General features: G+C 52.1%; 13 protein-coding genes. 1 reads left to right on the forward strand and 12 read right to left on the reverse strand.

The window, feature by feature from the left end; translation table 11 throughout:
- Positions 1-6: 6 nt before the first annotated feature.
- Both HMF8227_RS10475 and HMF8227_RS10480 read right to left on the reverse strand, forming a co-directional pair.
- Complete coding sequence (locus tag HMF8227_RS10475; RefSeq protein ID WP_109340128.1) at positions 7-1122, reverse strand: sensor histidine kinase; 1116 nt, start codon at positions 1120-1122, stop codon at positions 7-9.
- 96 nt (positions 1123-1218) lie between these two features.
- Positions 1219-2670, reverse strand: coding sequence for a sigma-54 dependent transcriptional regulator (locus HMF8227_RS10480; RefSeq protein WP_109340129.1), 1452 nt, complete (start codon positions 2668-2670; stop codon positions 1219-1221).
- 203 nt (positions 2671-2873) lie between these two features.
- On the opposite strand from HMF8227_RS10480, the gene HMF8227_RS10485 reads away from it, so the two are divergent.
- Positions 2874-3803 carry a KpsF/GutQ family sugar-phosphate isomerase gene (locus HMF8227_RS10485; RefSeq protein WP_239421284.1) on the forward strand — a complete coding sequence of 310 codons (930 nt, stop codon included), beginning with the start codon at positions 2874-2876 and terminating at the stop codon, positions 3801-3803.
- 48 nt (positions 3804-3851) lie between these two features.
- Here HMF8227_RS10485 and HMF8227_RS10490 read toward each other — a convergent pair whose 3' ends face one another.
- From HMF8227_RS10490 to hupB, 10 genes are all read right to left on the reverse strand, one after another.
- Complete coding sequence (locus HMF8227_RS10490) at positions 3852-4652, reverse strand: flagellin N-terminal helical domain-containing protein (RefSeq protein ID WP_109340130.1); 801 nt, start codon at positions 4650-4652, stop codon at positions 3852-3854.
- Positions 4653-4766: 114 nt separating this feature from the next.
- Entirely contained in the window at positions 4767-5981 is a 1215-nt protein-coding gene (gene flgL, locus HMF8227_RS10495; protein ID WP_109340131.1) for a flagellar hook-associated protein FlgL, read from the reverse strand.
- Between the two features lie 12 nt (positions 5982-5993).
- Positions 5994-8129 (reverse strand): flagellar hook-associated protein FlgK, encoded by a 2136-nt coding sequence (gene flgK / locus HMF8227_RS10500; RefSeq protein WP_109340132.1) that lies wholly within the window; start codon positions 8127-8129, stop codon positions 5994-5996.
- Positions 8130-8147: 18 nt separating this feature from the next.
- Positions 8148-9137: a flagellar assembly peptidoglycan hydrolase FlgJ gene (gene flgJ, locus HMF8227_RS10505; RefSeq protein ID WP_109340133.1), complete on the reverse strand. Its 990-nt coding sequence runs from the start codon at positions 9135-9137 to the stop codon at positions 8148-8150.
- Positions 9138-9147: 10 nt separating this feature from the next.
- The gene (locus HMF8227_RS10510; protein WP_109340134.1) at positions 9148-10263 is read right to left on the reverse strand and encodes a flagellar basal body P-ring protein FlgI; all 1116 of its coding nucleotides are present in this window, start codon (positions 10261-10263) and stop codon (positions 9148-9150) included.
- A gap of 9 nt (positions 10264-10272) precedes the next feature.
- Positions 10273-10950, reverse strand: coding sequence for a flagellar basal body L-ring protein FlgH (gene flgH, locus HMF8227_RS10515; RefSeq protein WP_109341082.1), 678 nt, complete (start codon positions 10948-10950; stop codon positions 10273-10275).
- A 17-nt stretch (positions 10951-10967) separates the two neighbouring features.
- On the reverse strand, positions 10968-11756 hold the full coding sequence (flgG, locus tag HMF8227_RS10520) for a flagellar basal-body rod protein FlgG (protein ID WP_109340135.1): 789 nt from the start codon (positions 11754-11756) through the stop codon (positions 10968-10970).
- A 29-nt stretch (positions 11757-11785) separates the two neighbouring features.
- The gene (gene flgF, locus HMF8227_RS10525; RefSeq protein ID WP_109340136.1) at positions 11786-12529 is read right to left on the reverse strand and encodes a flagellar basal-body rod protein FlgF; all 744 of its coding nucleotides are present in this window, start codon (positions 12527-12529) and stop codon (positions 11786-11788) included.
- A 152-nt stretch (positions 12530-12681) separates the two neighbouring features.
- Entirely contained in the window at positions 12682-14571 is a 1890-nt protein-coding gene (locus tag HMF8227_RS10530; protein ID WP_109340137.1) for a SurA N-terminal domain-containing protein, read from the reverse strand.
- Positions 14572-14735: 164 nt separating this feature from the next.
- Entirely contained in the window at positions 14736-15008 is a 273-nt protein-coding gene (hupB, locus tag HMF8227_RS10535) for a nucleoid-associated protein HU-beta (protein WP_109341083.1), read from the reverse strand.
- Positions 15009-15131 lie beyond the last annotated feature (123 nt).

Here is a 15131-nt window from a genome sequence, read left to right on the forward strand (position 1 = left end):
GCCTCCTTATTTTGCGGTCGCTACCGAGGAAGACGGTAACTCTCGCTGAATCGGTAATTGAATCGACACGCAGGCGCCGCCGCTGGGTTCATTGCTGGCGCTGACCTGCCCCTGGTGAGACTGAGCAACAGCTTTGACCACTGCCAGTCCAAGGCCAGTGCCCTGGGACTTGGTGGTGAAAAACGGCTCAAAAGCTTGCTTGGCATGTTGCTCGGGAAAGCCCGGACCATTATCCGACAAGCTGATAGTCACCTTATCGGGTTGTTTCGATTCGCGACGCGCCGACAAAACCAACTTGGCGCCTTGCCCACAGGCCTGCAGGCTGTTGTGAATGAGATTCTGTAAGGCACTGGCCAAAGCCGTTTTATTGCCCAACACCAGAATATCCGGCTCAGGCACTTGAACCTGCATACTGCCTTGCTTGGCCGATAACATGGCTTCAGCGCCGGCTTCCACTTCCAGCATTAAGCTTTGCAGCGACAGCTCAGTCACAACTTGCTCACCGCCGCTTTTGGCAAACAGCAGCATATCGTTAACCTGCTGCTCCAAGTCTTTTAAGCGCGACATCAGCTTATCGGCAAACTGCCCGCGTGAATCCTGCTTGAGCGTGGGGTTTTGTAAGTTGGCACCATACAACATAGCCGCCGACAGTGGCGTTCTGATTTGGTGGGCTAGAGATGCGACCATGCGTCCAAGGGAGGACAACTTCTGCATGTGACTGAGACGTTGCTGTAATAATCGCGTCTCTGTCAGATCGGTAAGTACAATCAACAAGCCTGGCTCATTGTGCAATGGCGAGATGGAAAGCTTCACCTTTCGGCCGTCGCTCAGGGATACCTCATGTCCATCATCTTCCTGAGGACGGAAGGCTCGCTCGATGATATTGCGCCATGCCTGGCCTTCCAATGGCTCCCGCAGAAGCTCGGCCGCGACTCGATTGGCTTGCTGTACGATGCCTTCACCATCGACCACGACCACGCCTGCCGGCATCACTTCCAGCAAGTGGCTCAATCGAGAGGACTGGGCACGCAGCTCACTCAGTTCTGCCTGATGGACCGATTGTAAGCCGGACGGATTGGCCTGATGTGAGACTTGGCTCAATAGCGATGCTTGTTCTGTCATAATTACCTCGCGTCAAAACTCAGACGTCATGGTTCTTTAACAGAGCAATGCAGGGATTATGCCAAAAAAATATCTCTTCTTTATCAGAGGGTTATATCAATCTTTATTGAGATTGTATTTACGCATCTTCTCAACAAGGGTGGTTCGGCGCATATTCAGAAGCTCGGCAGCCCGTGCCACTACGCCTTCATGGGTGTCCAATGCCTGCTGGATCAGAGTCACTTCTACCTGTGCCAGGTGCTCTTTAAGATCCAGTCCTTGCGGCGGCAACACCGTGGCGCTATTCATATCACCGTCCTGACTGTCTTCTGTGTCGTCGTCACTGCTGGCAAAGAGCTCATTGATAGCCTGACGCTCCAGTACTTCCTCAGGATAGTCAGGCTCATAGGGGGCGTCATCCAGATGCTGATACTTAGCCGGCAAATCGACCATGTCCACCACCTGTCCCGGGCAGAGGATCATCATTCGTTCCACCAGATTGGCCAGTTCTCGAACATTGCCCGGCCATTGGTGTTGTTGCAGTGACTCCACAGCCTTTTCCGTGAAAGTGATGGTCTCCTGGCGTTGATGCTGCTGGCGCTTTATCAGCTCCTGCAACAACAGTGGAATGTCTTCGGCACGTTCACGTAGCGCCGGGTTATCGATGGGGAACACGTTCAGGCGGTAATACAGGTCTTCACGAAAATCCCCCTGAGTGACCATGTCTTCGAGGTTTCGGTGCGTCGCGGCGATAATGCGCACATTACACCGAATGGGCTTGTTGCCCCCCACTCGTTCGTAGGTGCGCTCCTGTAAAACTCTGAGTAGTTTTACCTGCATCTGTAGCGGCATATCACCAATTTCATCCAGAAAAAGAGTGCCGCCTTCCGCCAGTTCGAACCGCCCCTTGCGTGTGCCAACGGCACCGGTAAATGCGCCTTTTTCATGGCCAAACAGCTCACTCTCCAGAAGTTCCCCGGGTATGGCACCACAGTTTAAAGGGATAAAGGGCCCTTCCTTGCGCTCAGATAATGCATGGATGTTCTGAGCGACAACTTCCTTACCGGTGCCCGACTCTCCCAGCACCAGCACTGTGGCTTCTGTCGGTGCGACCTGAGCGATCATCTGTCGCACTTCCTGAAGCGCCGCACTCTTCCCCACCAGACTCTGAATCAGGCTGCCTTTGGCCTTCCGAGACAGAGACTTTGCGTTGCGTTTGGGCAGGTTATGACGATAAGCCTGGCAACGGTGCAACATCTGGATCAGCCCCGGATAGGTCACCGGCTCCACCAATTCGCCGACAATATTGCCATTTGTCTCAGGTACACTCGCCTCAGCATCCGGCTTCACAACCACAAAAGGAAGATGAGGATGTGCTTCAGGAAGCTGAGGCGTCTCAGATAGGGTGGGTAAATCCACTAATACAGCATCCGGCCCAGAATTTTCATTCAGGTGCTCGGCCACCGCTCCCGCATCCAACAGGGAAAAACGTTCGCCTATAAAGCTGAGTATGGTCTCGAAGCTTCGACGACGAGCTTCACAACCACTGACCAGTATGATCTCCCCCATAGGCTTTGGCACTTCCCCAATAACAATTGATTCGATTACGATTTTTAACCATTCCCCCTGGTTAAGCAACCACCGACCACCGCATTAGCGTCAAAATGTTGTCATTCGGGTGATTTTTAACCACCTGTTCATCCAGCAAACCTTGGACTTGGCGATAGGGGATAATTACAATAGTGTTCGATTTCGATTACAGGATTGCCATCATGAACTATCTGGCCGTGGCCAAAGACGTATTCAGCATCGAAAGCGATGCCGTAAAGGCCTTGTCTGAGCAGCTCGGCGATGAGTTTGTTACCGCGGTCGATACCATTTTGCGCACTCAAGGCCGGGTAGTGATTTGCGGTATGGGTAAGTCGGGCCTGATTGGACAGAAGATCGCCGCCACACTCTCCAGTACTGGTACGCCAAGCTTTTTTATGCATCCAGGTGAGGCTTATCACGGCGATTTAGGCATGATTGGTCATCAGGATGTTTTTGTGGCTATTTCCAATTCGGGGGAAACCGAGGAAGTGGTCAAACTCCTACCCTTCCTGAAGGAAAATGGTAACTTTCTGATCGCCATGACTGGCGGACTGGAATCATCACTGGCCAGAGCCAGTGATGTCACCTTAAATATCAGAGTCAGTCAGGAAGCTTGCCCGTTGCAACTCGCACCCACCGCCTCCACTACGGCCACTCTGGCCATGGGCGATGCACTGGCAGTAACCCTGATGCGAGCCCGGAATTTTCAGCCCGAACAGTTCGCCCGCTTTCATCCCGGCGGCAGTCTGGGTCGACGTCTGCTGGCGCAAGTTGAGGACGAAATGCTGACCGATAACCTCCCGGTAATAGTCCCAGAAGCCCCTTTTGCCACCGTGGTGGATACCATTACTACCGGTAAGCTGGGCCTCGCCATCGTCACTTTGGCTCAAGGCTACGGTATCATCACCGACGGCGATATCCGTCGGGCCTTTAATCGCTATGGGAAAGAGGTATTCGAACTCAAGGCTCAGGACTTGTTCAGCCCTCACCCCAAATACATCAGCGTAGATGCGAAGATGTCTGAAGCCTTTGCTTTAATGGAACAAAACCAGATAACCTCACTGTTAGTGGTGGACCAACAGCATCAACTTGTCGGGATAGTGAAGAAATAAGACAAAAAAATACCGCCGGTTGGCGGTATTTTTATATGGCTAATCGACTTAAGACTCTAGCAATGAGAGTACCTGCCCTCGTTGAATATTCGCCTGAGACTGGATGGCGATGGAGGACTGGCTGAGAATGTCATTGGCCGTTTGCTCAGATACAGCCCGAGCAAAATCGGTATCCTGCAGTCGGCTACGACCTTCTGCCACATTAACTTCCGTATTGGTACGGTTACGGGCCGCACTCTCCAACTGATTCTGGGCCGCGCCAAACTCTGCGCGACGCTGATCCACAAACTGCAGAGCATCATCGGCAGCGGTAATCGCATCGGATGCGCCCAGTTGTGAGCTGATGTCAGCATTGAGAATATCTGTGATACCAGCGGCAATATCCTGATTCGCCACATCCAGAGTCTGTACAGCATCGGCACCAGCCTGAAAGCTGATATCGCCACTGCCGTCAAACAACGGCTTACCGGCAAAATTAGTGTTTTCCAACGTGTCACGGATACCGTCCTGTAGCTGAGTCACTTCTTCCTGAAGGGCCTGACGATCACTGTCACTAAGGGCACCATTGCCCGCCTGGATAGACAACTCCCGTATTCTGGATACGCTGTCAGTAACCCCGGAAAGCCCGCCATCGGCGGTTTGTGCCAACGAGATACCGTCATAGATATTGGCCACAGCCTGCTGATTGCCATTCACCTGAGCGGTCAGACGGTCGATAATCTGCAGAGCGGCAGCGTTGTCTGCAGCGCTGTTGACCTTCTTGCCGGAAGCGAGTTTTTCAAACACCGAATCCTGCTTATTCTGGGTTTGCTGAAGGCTGTTATTGCTGGATGTGGAATTGATTTGCATAGCGGCACCTCCTGATGACTATCAGTAAGTATAGCAGCCTCTTGTGCAGATTTTAAGCAAACGACAAGCGTTTAAGGATGTATTGAATCCCCATGTTTATACCCAAGTATAACTTTAAATAAAGTCAAACAGCGACAACTGGGTAATTCGAGAGAAGGTCGCCTGTGCAGCCTGAAGCGCCGTTTCTTCACGACTGAGCTGAGATACGGCCTCGGCATAATCCACATCTTCCACGGTGGAGCGTGCTTCTTTGGAAGAAATCAGCAAATCTTCATTAGCTCCGCGTACCGAGTCAGAGATACGCATACGACCACCGACTGCAGAGTTCGCTGCGCCAACCGCCTCAAAGCCATTCTTCAGGCCAACAGATGCGTCCGCCAATCGGTCCCGGTATTCAGCGTCAGTCAGCGTGTCGTCAGTAAGCGCATTAGCCAGGTCGTTCAGAGTCTCGGCCAGGTTTTTCTTCTCCGGCTTGTCCAGCTGAAGTTCCATGGTATCGCCCGCGACACCATTCACGGTAATTTCCATGCCTTTGTATTCAAACGCATTGCCTACTGTCACATTCAACGTATCGTTAATACCCGATGGACTGGTAATCGTCACCTGATTGGGATTATCTATTGTTACCGTCAAGACGTTATTGGCAGGGGTTACCGGGTCATACTGGTTATTATGGAAGGCATCGAAGCTGCCCTGGTCGGTGATCCTGACCTGGCCTGTGACTGAACCGCCGCCGGTATCTGTCGCTGTCAGTCTTGCCAGAACATTCTCAAATACGCTGTAGCCGGACTCTCCACCTTCCACTCTGACGGTTGGCGAGAGTTGAAACTCATTCACGCCTTCATCGCCCTGGAAACTATATTTGTTCCCGGTGGCATTAGGATCAAACTCGAACGCGGGTTTGGAGGTTTCATACCCGGCGAAAATATATTCACCGGCTGCGTTTTTGGTGTTCATCAGATCAAACACCTGATCACGAAGCTGCCCCACCTCTATCGCGATAGCATCTCTATCCTGCTGGCCGTTCGCACCGCTACCGGCCTGCAAGGTTAATGTTTGAGCACGCTGCACCACTTCCACCACATTGCGCATTACGGCTTCTTGCTGTTCAAGCTCTGTGGAAACGATGTCGTTATTACGCTGGTATTGTTCAATCTGCTCAATTTGTTCGGTCAACCGGATAACTTTGGCCGAGCCGACAGGATCATCAGACGGACGCAGAATCTTTTTGCCAGACGCCAGTTGCTGTTGCAGATCGGACAACTCGCTCTGGTTACGCAGGATATTTTGTACACTGCGATCAAATAACTGGCTGGTAGAAACTCGCATCGTCTAAATCCACTATCTTACTGAGTTTAGTATAGCATCAAAGGTTGACTGAGCCGCAGACAGAATTCGTGCCGAAGCGGCATAGGCCTGTTGGAATCGTACCAAATTGGCCGCCTCTTCATCCAGGTTCACCCCGGACACCGCCTGGAAGTTATCTTCCGACTGTCTGAACAATGCCTCAGTCGCCTTTCTCTTTATATCGGCCGAAGATGTCTTTTCTCCAACGGTGGATACCATATCCGCATAGTCTCCATGAAAAGATGTGCCATTGAGATCCTGATCGAAGGGGCGTGACGCATCCTGACGAATAATACTGGTATTTTGAATATCGGCCAGTTCCAGACCATTACGGTTATCTTTAACACCCTCGGCATTGTAACCGATGGTAAAGGTATCTCCTGCTTTAGGCACGCCCTCCATACTGAGATCATAGCCCGGATAGTCAGTTTGAGTAGCATCATAGGGCCAGGCCGGACCCGCTCCGGTGGTACGGGCCTGATCGATAAGATTGTTAAGATTCGATGCCCCTGTGACAGTCGTTACCAAGGTGCCAGCACTATCGTAGACTTCATAGGAGTCGGCCGCCGTAAAACGAATTTCAGCAGGCGCACCGACCGCTGTGCCCGGAGCCTGCCCAGGCGCGTCGATACTGAATACGTTCGCCGTCTCATTGAAACCTGACTGTTCCGTCCCCGCTGTATCAAGAGAGGTGTTGGTCACATCGGTGGATTTAACCACCGCTGAACCCAGATTGTCGGCACCACTTTCCACCTTGATGGGAGAAGCGAAAGCCAGATCCTCACCGCGGATAATTGCCATCCCCACATCTTCAACGATGTTCTTTGTGGGCCGGACCAAGAACTGGTCGTCAACGGCGTAATTACCCGTATTCGGTAATTCAAACTCCAAGCCGTCCACGCTCCCGGAAAAGTTGCCCGGCCCCTTGGTGATGGTATCAGTAAACGTGATGGGGTTTCCCGCAGTATCCAACACAGCGCTGCCATCGGGGTTAAGCACCTCTATTGTGACATCGAAGCTGGCACCATTATCAACATCCAGTGTTACCTGATAATCCCGGTCGGTAAGATTGGTGGCTTCACCATCGATAATCCGGGCGTTTATACTGGCAGTAGGGTCGTTATTATCCCGAAATGATAACCCTTGCACGACCGGCAGAGTAAAGATATCACTGCCCAGCTGACCATCCAGGTCCATGCCCAGGTTATTCTGTTCATTCATCGCATCGGCAAAGCCGAGCGTCATTTGCCCCAGCTCTCGTTGCGTCACGGCCAATACGTCATCCCGAAAGCGATATAAGGCTCCCATTTTTCCACCCAACTGGGTTTCAGCCACGTTTAAGCTGGTGCCCTTATCCGCCACATTAAGCTGCAGGGTCCGTCTACTGACATCAGGATCACCCGCCATTTGCAGGATGTTAAAAGACCCATCTTCCAGTACCAGTGACTCACCGGTGGACAAGTTGATAGCGGTGGTATCGTCAGCCAGCCGACGAGTCTCGATACTCATGATTTCGGCCAGTTTATCCACCGCCTTATCCCGTTCATTGAGCAGCGTCCCTGGTTCCTCATAGCGGTTTGCGGCACGCGTATCGCGGATTTGCTGGTTTAGATCGGCAATGTTCTTAATCAGGTCGTTGGCTTCTCGCACCACCGAGTCCATTTCAAGGTTCAGCTCTTTTTCGGTCTGCGACATAAAACTGTCTAAGCGGTTCGCCTGAGACAAGAAGGTTTCCATTTCGCCCAATACCAGATTGCGGGATGCGACATTAGAGGGTTCATCGACAGCGGTTTGAATGGCATCGAACACCCGGCTCATGCTGGAAGAAAGGCTATTGGCCTCGCTGCCCAGCACATCGTCGAGCCGACTCAGGCGATTAAAAAAGGTTTCCGCCTCGGCAAAGCTACTGGTGTCTCTGCGCAGTTGGTTCTGGGTGAAAATATCCAGAACCCGGGAGGTTTCTCCGCGTCCCACTCCACCGGTAAGCTGAGAACGAAACTCGGTGGTTTCACGCACGTAGCCCTCGGTATTAACATTGGAAATATTATGACCGGTGGTCTCGAGCAACTTAGTGTTAGCCCGGATGCCACTGCTTGCGATGGAATATAGATCAGCCGTTCTGATGGTCACCTTGTCTCTCCCGCTCCGTTATGGAAGCAGCTGCGTTGGATGGTGCGCAGAGTCTGCACCACCACTGTGTTGGTTATTGCCGCCATTGAGAATGTCACTGTTAAGCACTTTCAATACCTTGTTCGCATAATCTGGATCGGTCGCATAACCGGCTTTCTGCAACTCGTGAAAGTAGGCCTCCGGATTATCACTCATCCTCACGGCCTTAGCATATCTCGGATTCTGCTCCACAAACTGAGCGTAGTCTTCAAATGACTCGGCAAAGGAGCCATAAGCGCGAAATGGCGCTTTTTGTGTACTCGCAACGCCGTTGTCGAACTCGAGCGTATTGACGACAGCCTTGTCCCCTTTCCATCCGTTATCGGCCTTGATGCCAAACAAATTATGACTATTTTTTCCTGGCCCCATGTGGATCATGTGCTGACCCCAACCTGTTTCCAGCGCCGCCTGTGCCACCAAAGCCTTGGGATCGAGCCCTAATTTATCGGCCACCTTTTCTGCCTGAGGCAACAGGGCTGCCACGAACTCATCCGGCGATGCAAAGGCCGAATCTTTATGAGCCGGCTGTGAGCGCGGCCCCAACACACGGGCCTGGGCCTGTTCGGTGGCCTCAAGTCGATTTCGGTTCATGGACGACAAGTTGCCATCGTCCCGGACAAAACTGGCTGGCGTGTAACCTTCAGGGTTGCCCAGTTGCTGAACAATCAGGTCCGCCAATCCAACGCTGCCTTTGGAGGACAGGTCCGAGGCGAGCTGTTTATCGTACATGTCCTGATAGTACTTAACCTGCCTTGAATTGAGAGGGCTGTCGTCATCTTCAAGAACGGCGTTGGCATCGCGCATGGACTTGAGCATCATCCCTAAAAATATAGACTCAAACTGCTTGGCTGCCTGGTCCAGGGCCTTATCGTTACCCTCCAATGCCGCCTGACGCAAGTTGTTCAATGACTTAAGGTCATAGACGTTTTGCGCCTGGTTCAGTTGGTCACTGGTGATACGACTTTCCATACCTCGCCCTCTAAATAACGATGAGTTGGCCTTGCAATGCGCCTGCCTGGCGCAAAGCTTCAAGAATGGCCATCAAGTCACCCGGGGCAGCACCTACTTCATTCACCGCCCGCACTAATTCGTCCAGACTCACACCCGGATCGAACTTAAACATACGGCTATCATCCAATGCTACATCCACCACCGACTGGTTAGTCACTACCGTTTCTCCCTCCGCCAGCGCGTTAGGCTGAGCTACCTGCTGGGTCTCGGAGATCGTGACTGTCAGTCCACCATGGGTGACCGCCGCAGGAGATAAACGTACATCTTTACCAATAACAATGGTCCCTGTGCGACTGTTGATCACCACGCGTGCCGGCGCATCGGCGGGTTCGAAAGTGAAGTTTTCCAAGGCCGACATAAAGCCCACGCGCTGCCCCACATCTCTGGGCGCCGACACTCTCACCGAGGCTGCATCAATAGGTTTTGCGATGGTGTGCCCTTTTTTCGGATCGGCCCCCAGTTTTCTGTTAATGGCATCGGCCAGGCGCTTGGCGGTAGTAAAGTCCGGATAGTTAAGGTTTAGGGTCAGGTAGTCGTTCTGCATAAAACCGCTGGCCACTTCTCGCTCCACGGTGGCGCCATTGGGGATACGACCCACCGTGGGAGTATTCGCAACAATTCGAGATCCATCGGCGCCTTCGGCACCAAAGCCACTCACCACCAGGCTGCCCTGAGCCATGGCATAGATTTTCCCATCCACGCCTTTTAAGAGCGTCTGCAACAAGGTTCCGCCCCGCAAGCTGTCAGCCTCTCCGATTGAAGAAACGGTCACGTCAATTTTCTGACCCGGCTTGATGAAAGGCGGTAACTCGGCGTGTACTGCAACTGCGGCGACATTTTTTATCTTGGGCTTCAGGGTTGAAGGCATAGTTATGCCAAAGTTTGCCAGCATGGTGCGAAAGCTCTGTTCGGTAAACGGGCTCTGCTCGCCGGTACCCGGCAGACCCACCACCAGGCCATAGCCCACCAATTGGTTGCTACGAACCCCTTGGACAGAAGCAACATCTTTAATTCGTTGCGCCGCTTCCTGCCCAAAACTTACGAGCAGTAGCACAGACAAGAGTATGACTTGAGCGTATTTCATTATCGACTCCTAAAATGGCCACCAGCTTGAATCAAAGAACCGGGTCAGCCAGCCCTTTTCCTGTGCCCGGGCGAAACTGCCAGTGCCACTGTACTGAATTCGTGCGTTGGCCACTTTGGAAGACACCACTTCATTGTCCGGACTAATATCAGCCGAACGCACTATCCCAGTAAGTCGGATAAACTCATCCCCATTGTTGATGGTCATCCATTTTTCCCCTCGCACCACCAGATTTTGATTGGGCAAGACCTTCATCACTGTCACTGAGATGTTACCGAATAAATTGTTATTCTGACTGGTGCTGGCATTACCACTGAAATCATTCGACGAGTCCACACCAAGCTGCAAAGAGTTGCCACCAATGGTCACGTTGTTGCCGTTAAGTCCGGTGATAGGATCCAAGTCCACGCCGCTTTCTTTACTCGTGCTGGTCTGAGCCGACTTGCTGGCAGTGGTATTCTCCTGCAACACCACGGTTATGATATCGCCGACACGGCGCGCTTTAACATCGGAATACAGGCTGTTGGCCGTGGCCTGGGAGAAGATGGAACCATCTTTAGCCAGCCGCTCTCTGGGCATATCCGGTGTGACAGGGGCATAGCTGGGATCGTCCGGAACCGGAGTACGCTGGGCGGTGGACATACAACCTCCCAAAAAGAGTGCCAGTGCAATAACCGAGATACGCATCGCCTTACTCCCCAGCATTAAAGCTGTTGTACGATCTGGCCAAGCATCTGATCCACCGATGAAATCACTTTGGAGTTCATCTCATACAGACGCTGACTCTCGATCAGATTAACCAGTTCTTCGGTCACGTTGACGTTGGAGGTTTCCAGGCTGCCCTGATGGATACTTCCAAGCCCTTCTAGGCCAGGAATGCCTTGCTGAGGCGCACCACTGGACGCGGTTTCAACATACAAGTTTTGACCAATGGGCTGCAGACCGGTGGGGTTCACAAAATCAGAAATGTTAATCTGACCCAACACCACAGGCTCGGCCTGACCTTGCACCGCAGCAGACACCTCACCATCCTGAGAAATGGAAATTTGCGTTGCATCCTCTGGCACCTGAATGGCAGGCTGCAGCAGAAATCCGGCCCCCGGTGTCACGATCTGACCTTGATCATTCAAGGTAAACTGGCCGTTGCGCGAGTATGCAATGGTGCCGTCAGGCTGCAGGATCTCGAAAAAACCCCGTCCCTGAATAGACATATCCAGCGCGTTTTCCGTGCTCTGTAAATTACCCTGAGTAAAGGCCTTTTGAGTGGCGACCACTTTACTGCCTGCCCCCAGCATCAGACCAGACGGACGCTCGGTATCGGCCGAGGAACGTCCGCCCGGCTGATTGATATTTTGATACAGTAAGTCTTCAAAGATCGCCCGACCCTTCTTAAAGCCTACTGTACTGGCGTTCGCCAGGTTGTTTGAAATGACCGACACATCTGTTTGTGCCGCATCTAATCCCGTTTTACCTACCCACAATGCCGGATGCATAAGCTACCTCCAGTTATTCAGTCAGCCCGTTAAAGGATCCGCATCAGCATATTGCCCTGCTGATCCAAGTCTTCGGCCTGCTTCATTAATTTCACCTGCATCTCATAATGACGCTGCAGGTTGATCATACTCACCATTTCTTCGACCGTGTTGACATTGCTGCCCTCTAGCATGCCCGAGCGTAAAGACACATTAGGATCAACATCGGCCACATCTCCACTCTTCAAGCGGAATAAACCATCTTTCCCTCGCTCCATGACATCATCGCCAGGGTTCACCATCTTAATCTGACCGACCTGAACCAACACATCTTCAGGTGCGCCTCTGGGCCGTATAGATATGGTTCCGTCATTGGCTATCTGAAACTTGTCCAGAGGCAAAGGCACGACAACCGGGCCAGCATCACCAATCACCATATTACCGTGACCATCTTCCAGCACACCCTGAGCAGACAACTTCAGATTGCCGGCTCTGGTATAGGCTTCTTCACCGTTTTGGTCCTGAACGCTGAACCAACCTTTACCCTGGATGGCAATGTCTAAATCACGGTCGGTTTTGATCATGGCGCCGCCTTCCATATCGGACCCCGGACTCTCGGTCATGGCAAACACACGAGTGGGGAGCCCCTCGCCAAAGGCGGGCATGGCACGGGCTTGCTCCAACTGGGCCTTAAAGCCCGTAGTCTGTGCATTAGCCAGGTTATTGGCTCGCAGCTGGGTCGCATGCAAGTCTTGCTTGGCTCCGCTGGCGGCAATATAAAGCATTTTATCCATGACAAATTCTTGACTGTTGGAGAACGATGTCAAATAAAATGCAAGGCTTATGCCAAATTAGAAATTTTCTTGCGGTATAGAATAGAAAGGCGTTACTACCTGGGGAAGGTAAAGCAGGACTGAGCCAGGAGGCTCAGTCCCAGAAGGTCAGTTTAGCTGTCCTCTGACAGTTGATAGTACTCGATGTCTGCCTTCGCCTTTAAGGCTTCAATCATCGCCGAGTAAGTGGTTTGCCCTTTCTGGCCTGCCAGACGCTCACGAATCATCGACAGCATCTGCTCATCAGAGGCCTGTGACTGATGCACCTGATTCAACTTCACCAGAGCAGCGCCTTCCTGGACAGTCGCAACATCCAGGTTCTGGTCTGCTTCAGGAGACAGGCTAAATGCCGTATTGACGATCGAAGGGGCCACCTCGCCGTTTTGGCGAGCAACGTTTTGATGTTGTTGCCACTCCAGTCCCTTTTCAGCCAATTGCTGCTGACGCGCTTCAGCTTCCATCGAAATCAGGGACTCAGTCCAATCCAGTGCTGCCTGCTGAGCCTTTTCGGCCAGTAGGTTCTCGCGAATCTCATCACTAACTTCTTCCAGAGCCTTGGTACGCTCTGGCAGATAGTCATCCACCCGCAATACCAGAATCTGACCATCGTCCAGTTCGATAATATCGCTGTTGACCCGTTCTTCAACTAACTCCGCTGAAAAGGCTCGCTCTAGAACGGAAGCCTGACTGATTGGCTCCGGAGCGTCGGCACGACTGAACAACTTGGTCGTTTCAATGGGCTGTCCGGCAATGGCAGCAACTTCGTCAAGGTTATCCGGCATTTCGAAGGCCACCTGAGCCATTTCTTGCTGAAGGTCATAGAAACGTTGTTCGGCTTTTTGCTCCTGCACCGCCTGTTTAACCTCGTCTTTCACCTCAGCCAGTTCCTGAACCTGCTCGGGTTTAATGTCGGTGACCTTGATCAAATGGAAGCCAAACTCGGTTTCCACCACGTCACTGACCTGTCCCTTCTCTAGGGCAAAAGCTGCCTGTTCAAACTCAGGCGCCATTACATCACGACCAAACCAATCCAGATCACCGCCATTCTCAGCACTAAAGGTATCGGCAGAGTGCTGCTTAGCCAAATCAGCAAAGCTAGCGCCTTGCTCCAACTCTTTCAGCAAAGACTCAGCCTGTTGCTGAGCATCGGACTTATCATCACCAAACTCAATAAGAATATGGGCGGCACGCACCTGTTTCTCGCTGCGATACTGAGACTGGTTCTGCTCATAATAGCTACTAAGCTCTTCCTCAGTCACATCAATATCCCCCGCCAGCTGCTCCATGGAGAGAGTCACGTAACGCAGAGCCACTTTTTCCGGTGTGTCATATTGGCTCAGGTTGGTTTGATAATGGTTAGCCACTTCCTGCTCAGACACCGAGACCGCATCCTTGAATTGCTCCGCTGGCACTGTCACATAAGCCAGGTCACGCGTCTGCTGCTGCAATTGTAATAAGCGCCGGGCTTCCCCTTCGAGCACAAACTCGGTACCCATGACCGCCTCGACCAACTGCCGGCGGGTCATGTCCTTACGCATCAGATCGCGAAAGCCGCTGGGTTGCAGGCCAGATTGACGCAGTACGGCAAGATAGCGGTCGTTGTTAAAGCTACCGCCCACCTGAAACTCCGGCATGGCAAGAATGGACTGCTTAATCTCTTCGTCGCTCACTCTCAGCCCCATGTCCCGGGCGGTCTGCTCCATTAGGGTCTCGGCCACCAGTCTGTCTAGCAGGTTACGACGAAAGTTTTTCATGTAATCGCTATCACTCATTAACTGACTGAAAGCATCGCCGTATTGCTGCTCCATCCGAGCACGCTCATTTTGGTAAGCTTGCTCTAAGCGAGATTGGGTGATCTCTGTACCATTTACCGCCGCAACAGGTTGATCGGTGTTTGTGGTCAGATAGCTGCCGATGCCAGCCAGGGCAAAGGTTAAGATCACTAATACCAGGATCGCTCTGGCCCAGAAACCCTGTGATCCTTCTCTGATTCTTTCTAACATTGTGACTTCTTTACTCCGGATTCGATGCCAAGAGCCGGTGGCTCCCCTTAAACGAGCGCGGATTATAACCTAAACCCGTTTTCTAGGGAAAAGATCCACTGGCTTCAGACATAAAAAAAGCGATGGCAATGCATCGCTTTTTAAAATTCAGACTGAACGTTTTCTTAGTTGCAGGCGTCTTTCAGTGCTTTACCGGCTTTGAAAGAAGGTACTTTAGCCGCAGCGATCTGAATCGTTGCACCCGTTTGAGGGTTACGACCAGTGCGAGCAGCGCGCTCACGAACCTGGAAAGTACCAAAGCCAACCAGGGCAACCTGGTCACCGTCTTTCAGAGCTTCAGTAACTGCGTCGGTAAAAGCGTCCAGCGCGCGACCTGCAGCCGCTTTAGAAATATCGGCACCAGCTGCAATCTTGTCGATCAGTTGAGATTTATTCACAATATCATCCCCTTCGGTTTTTATTTTTTCTTTATCCCGCAAAATGTTGCGAAATTGTTATAACAGGCCTGTTTTGTGAGTGCAAGCCAGTTACGGTAAATTTTTAGACCGACTCCAAAGTGC

Source organism: Saliniradius amylolyticus (assembly GCF_003143555.1).
GTDB classification, from domain to species: Bacteria; Pseudomonadota; Gammaproteobacteria; order Enterobacterales; family Alteromonadaceae; genus Saliniradius; species Saliniradius amylolyticus.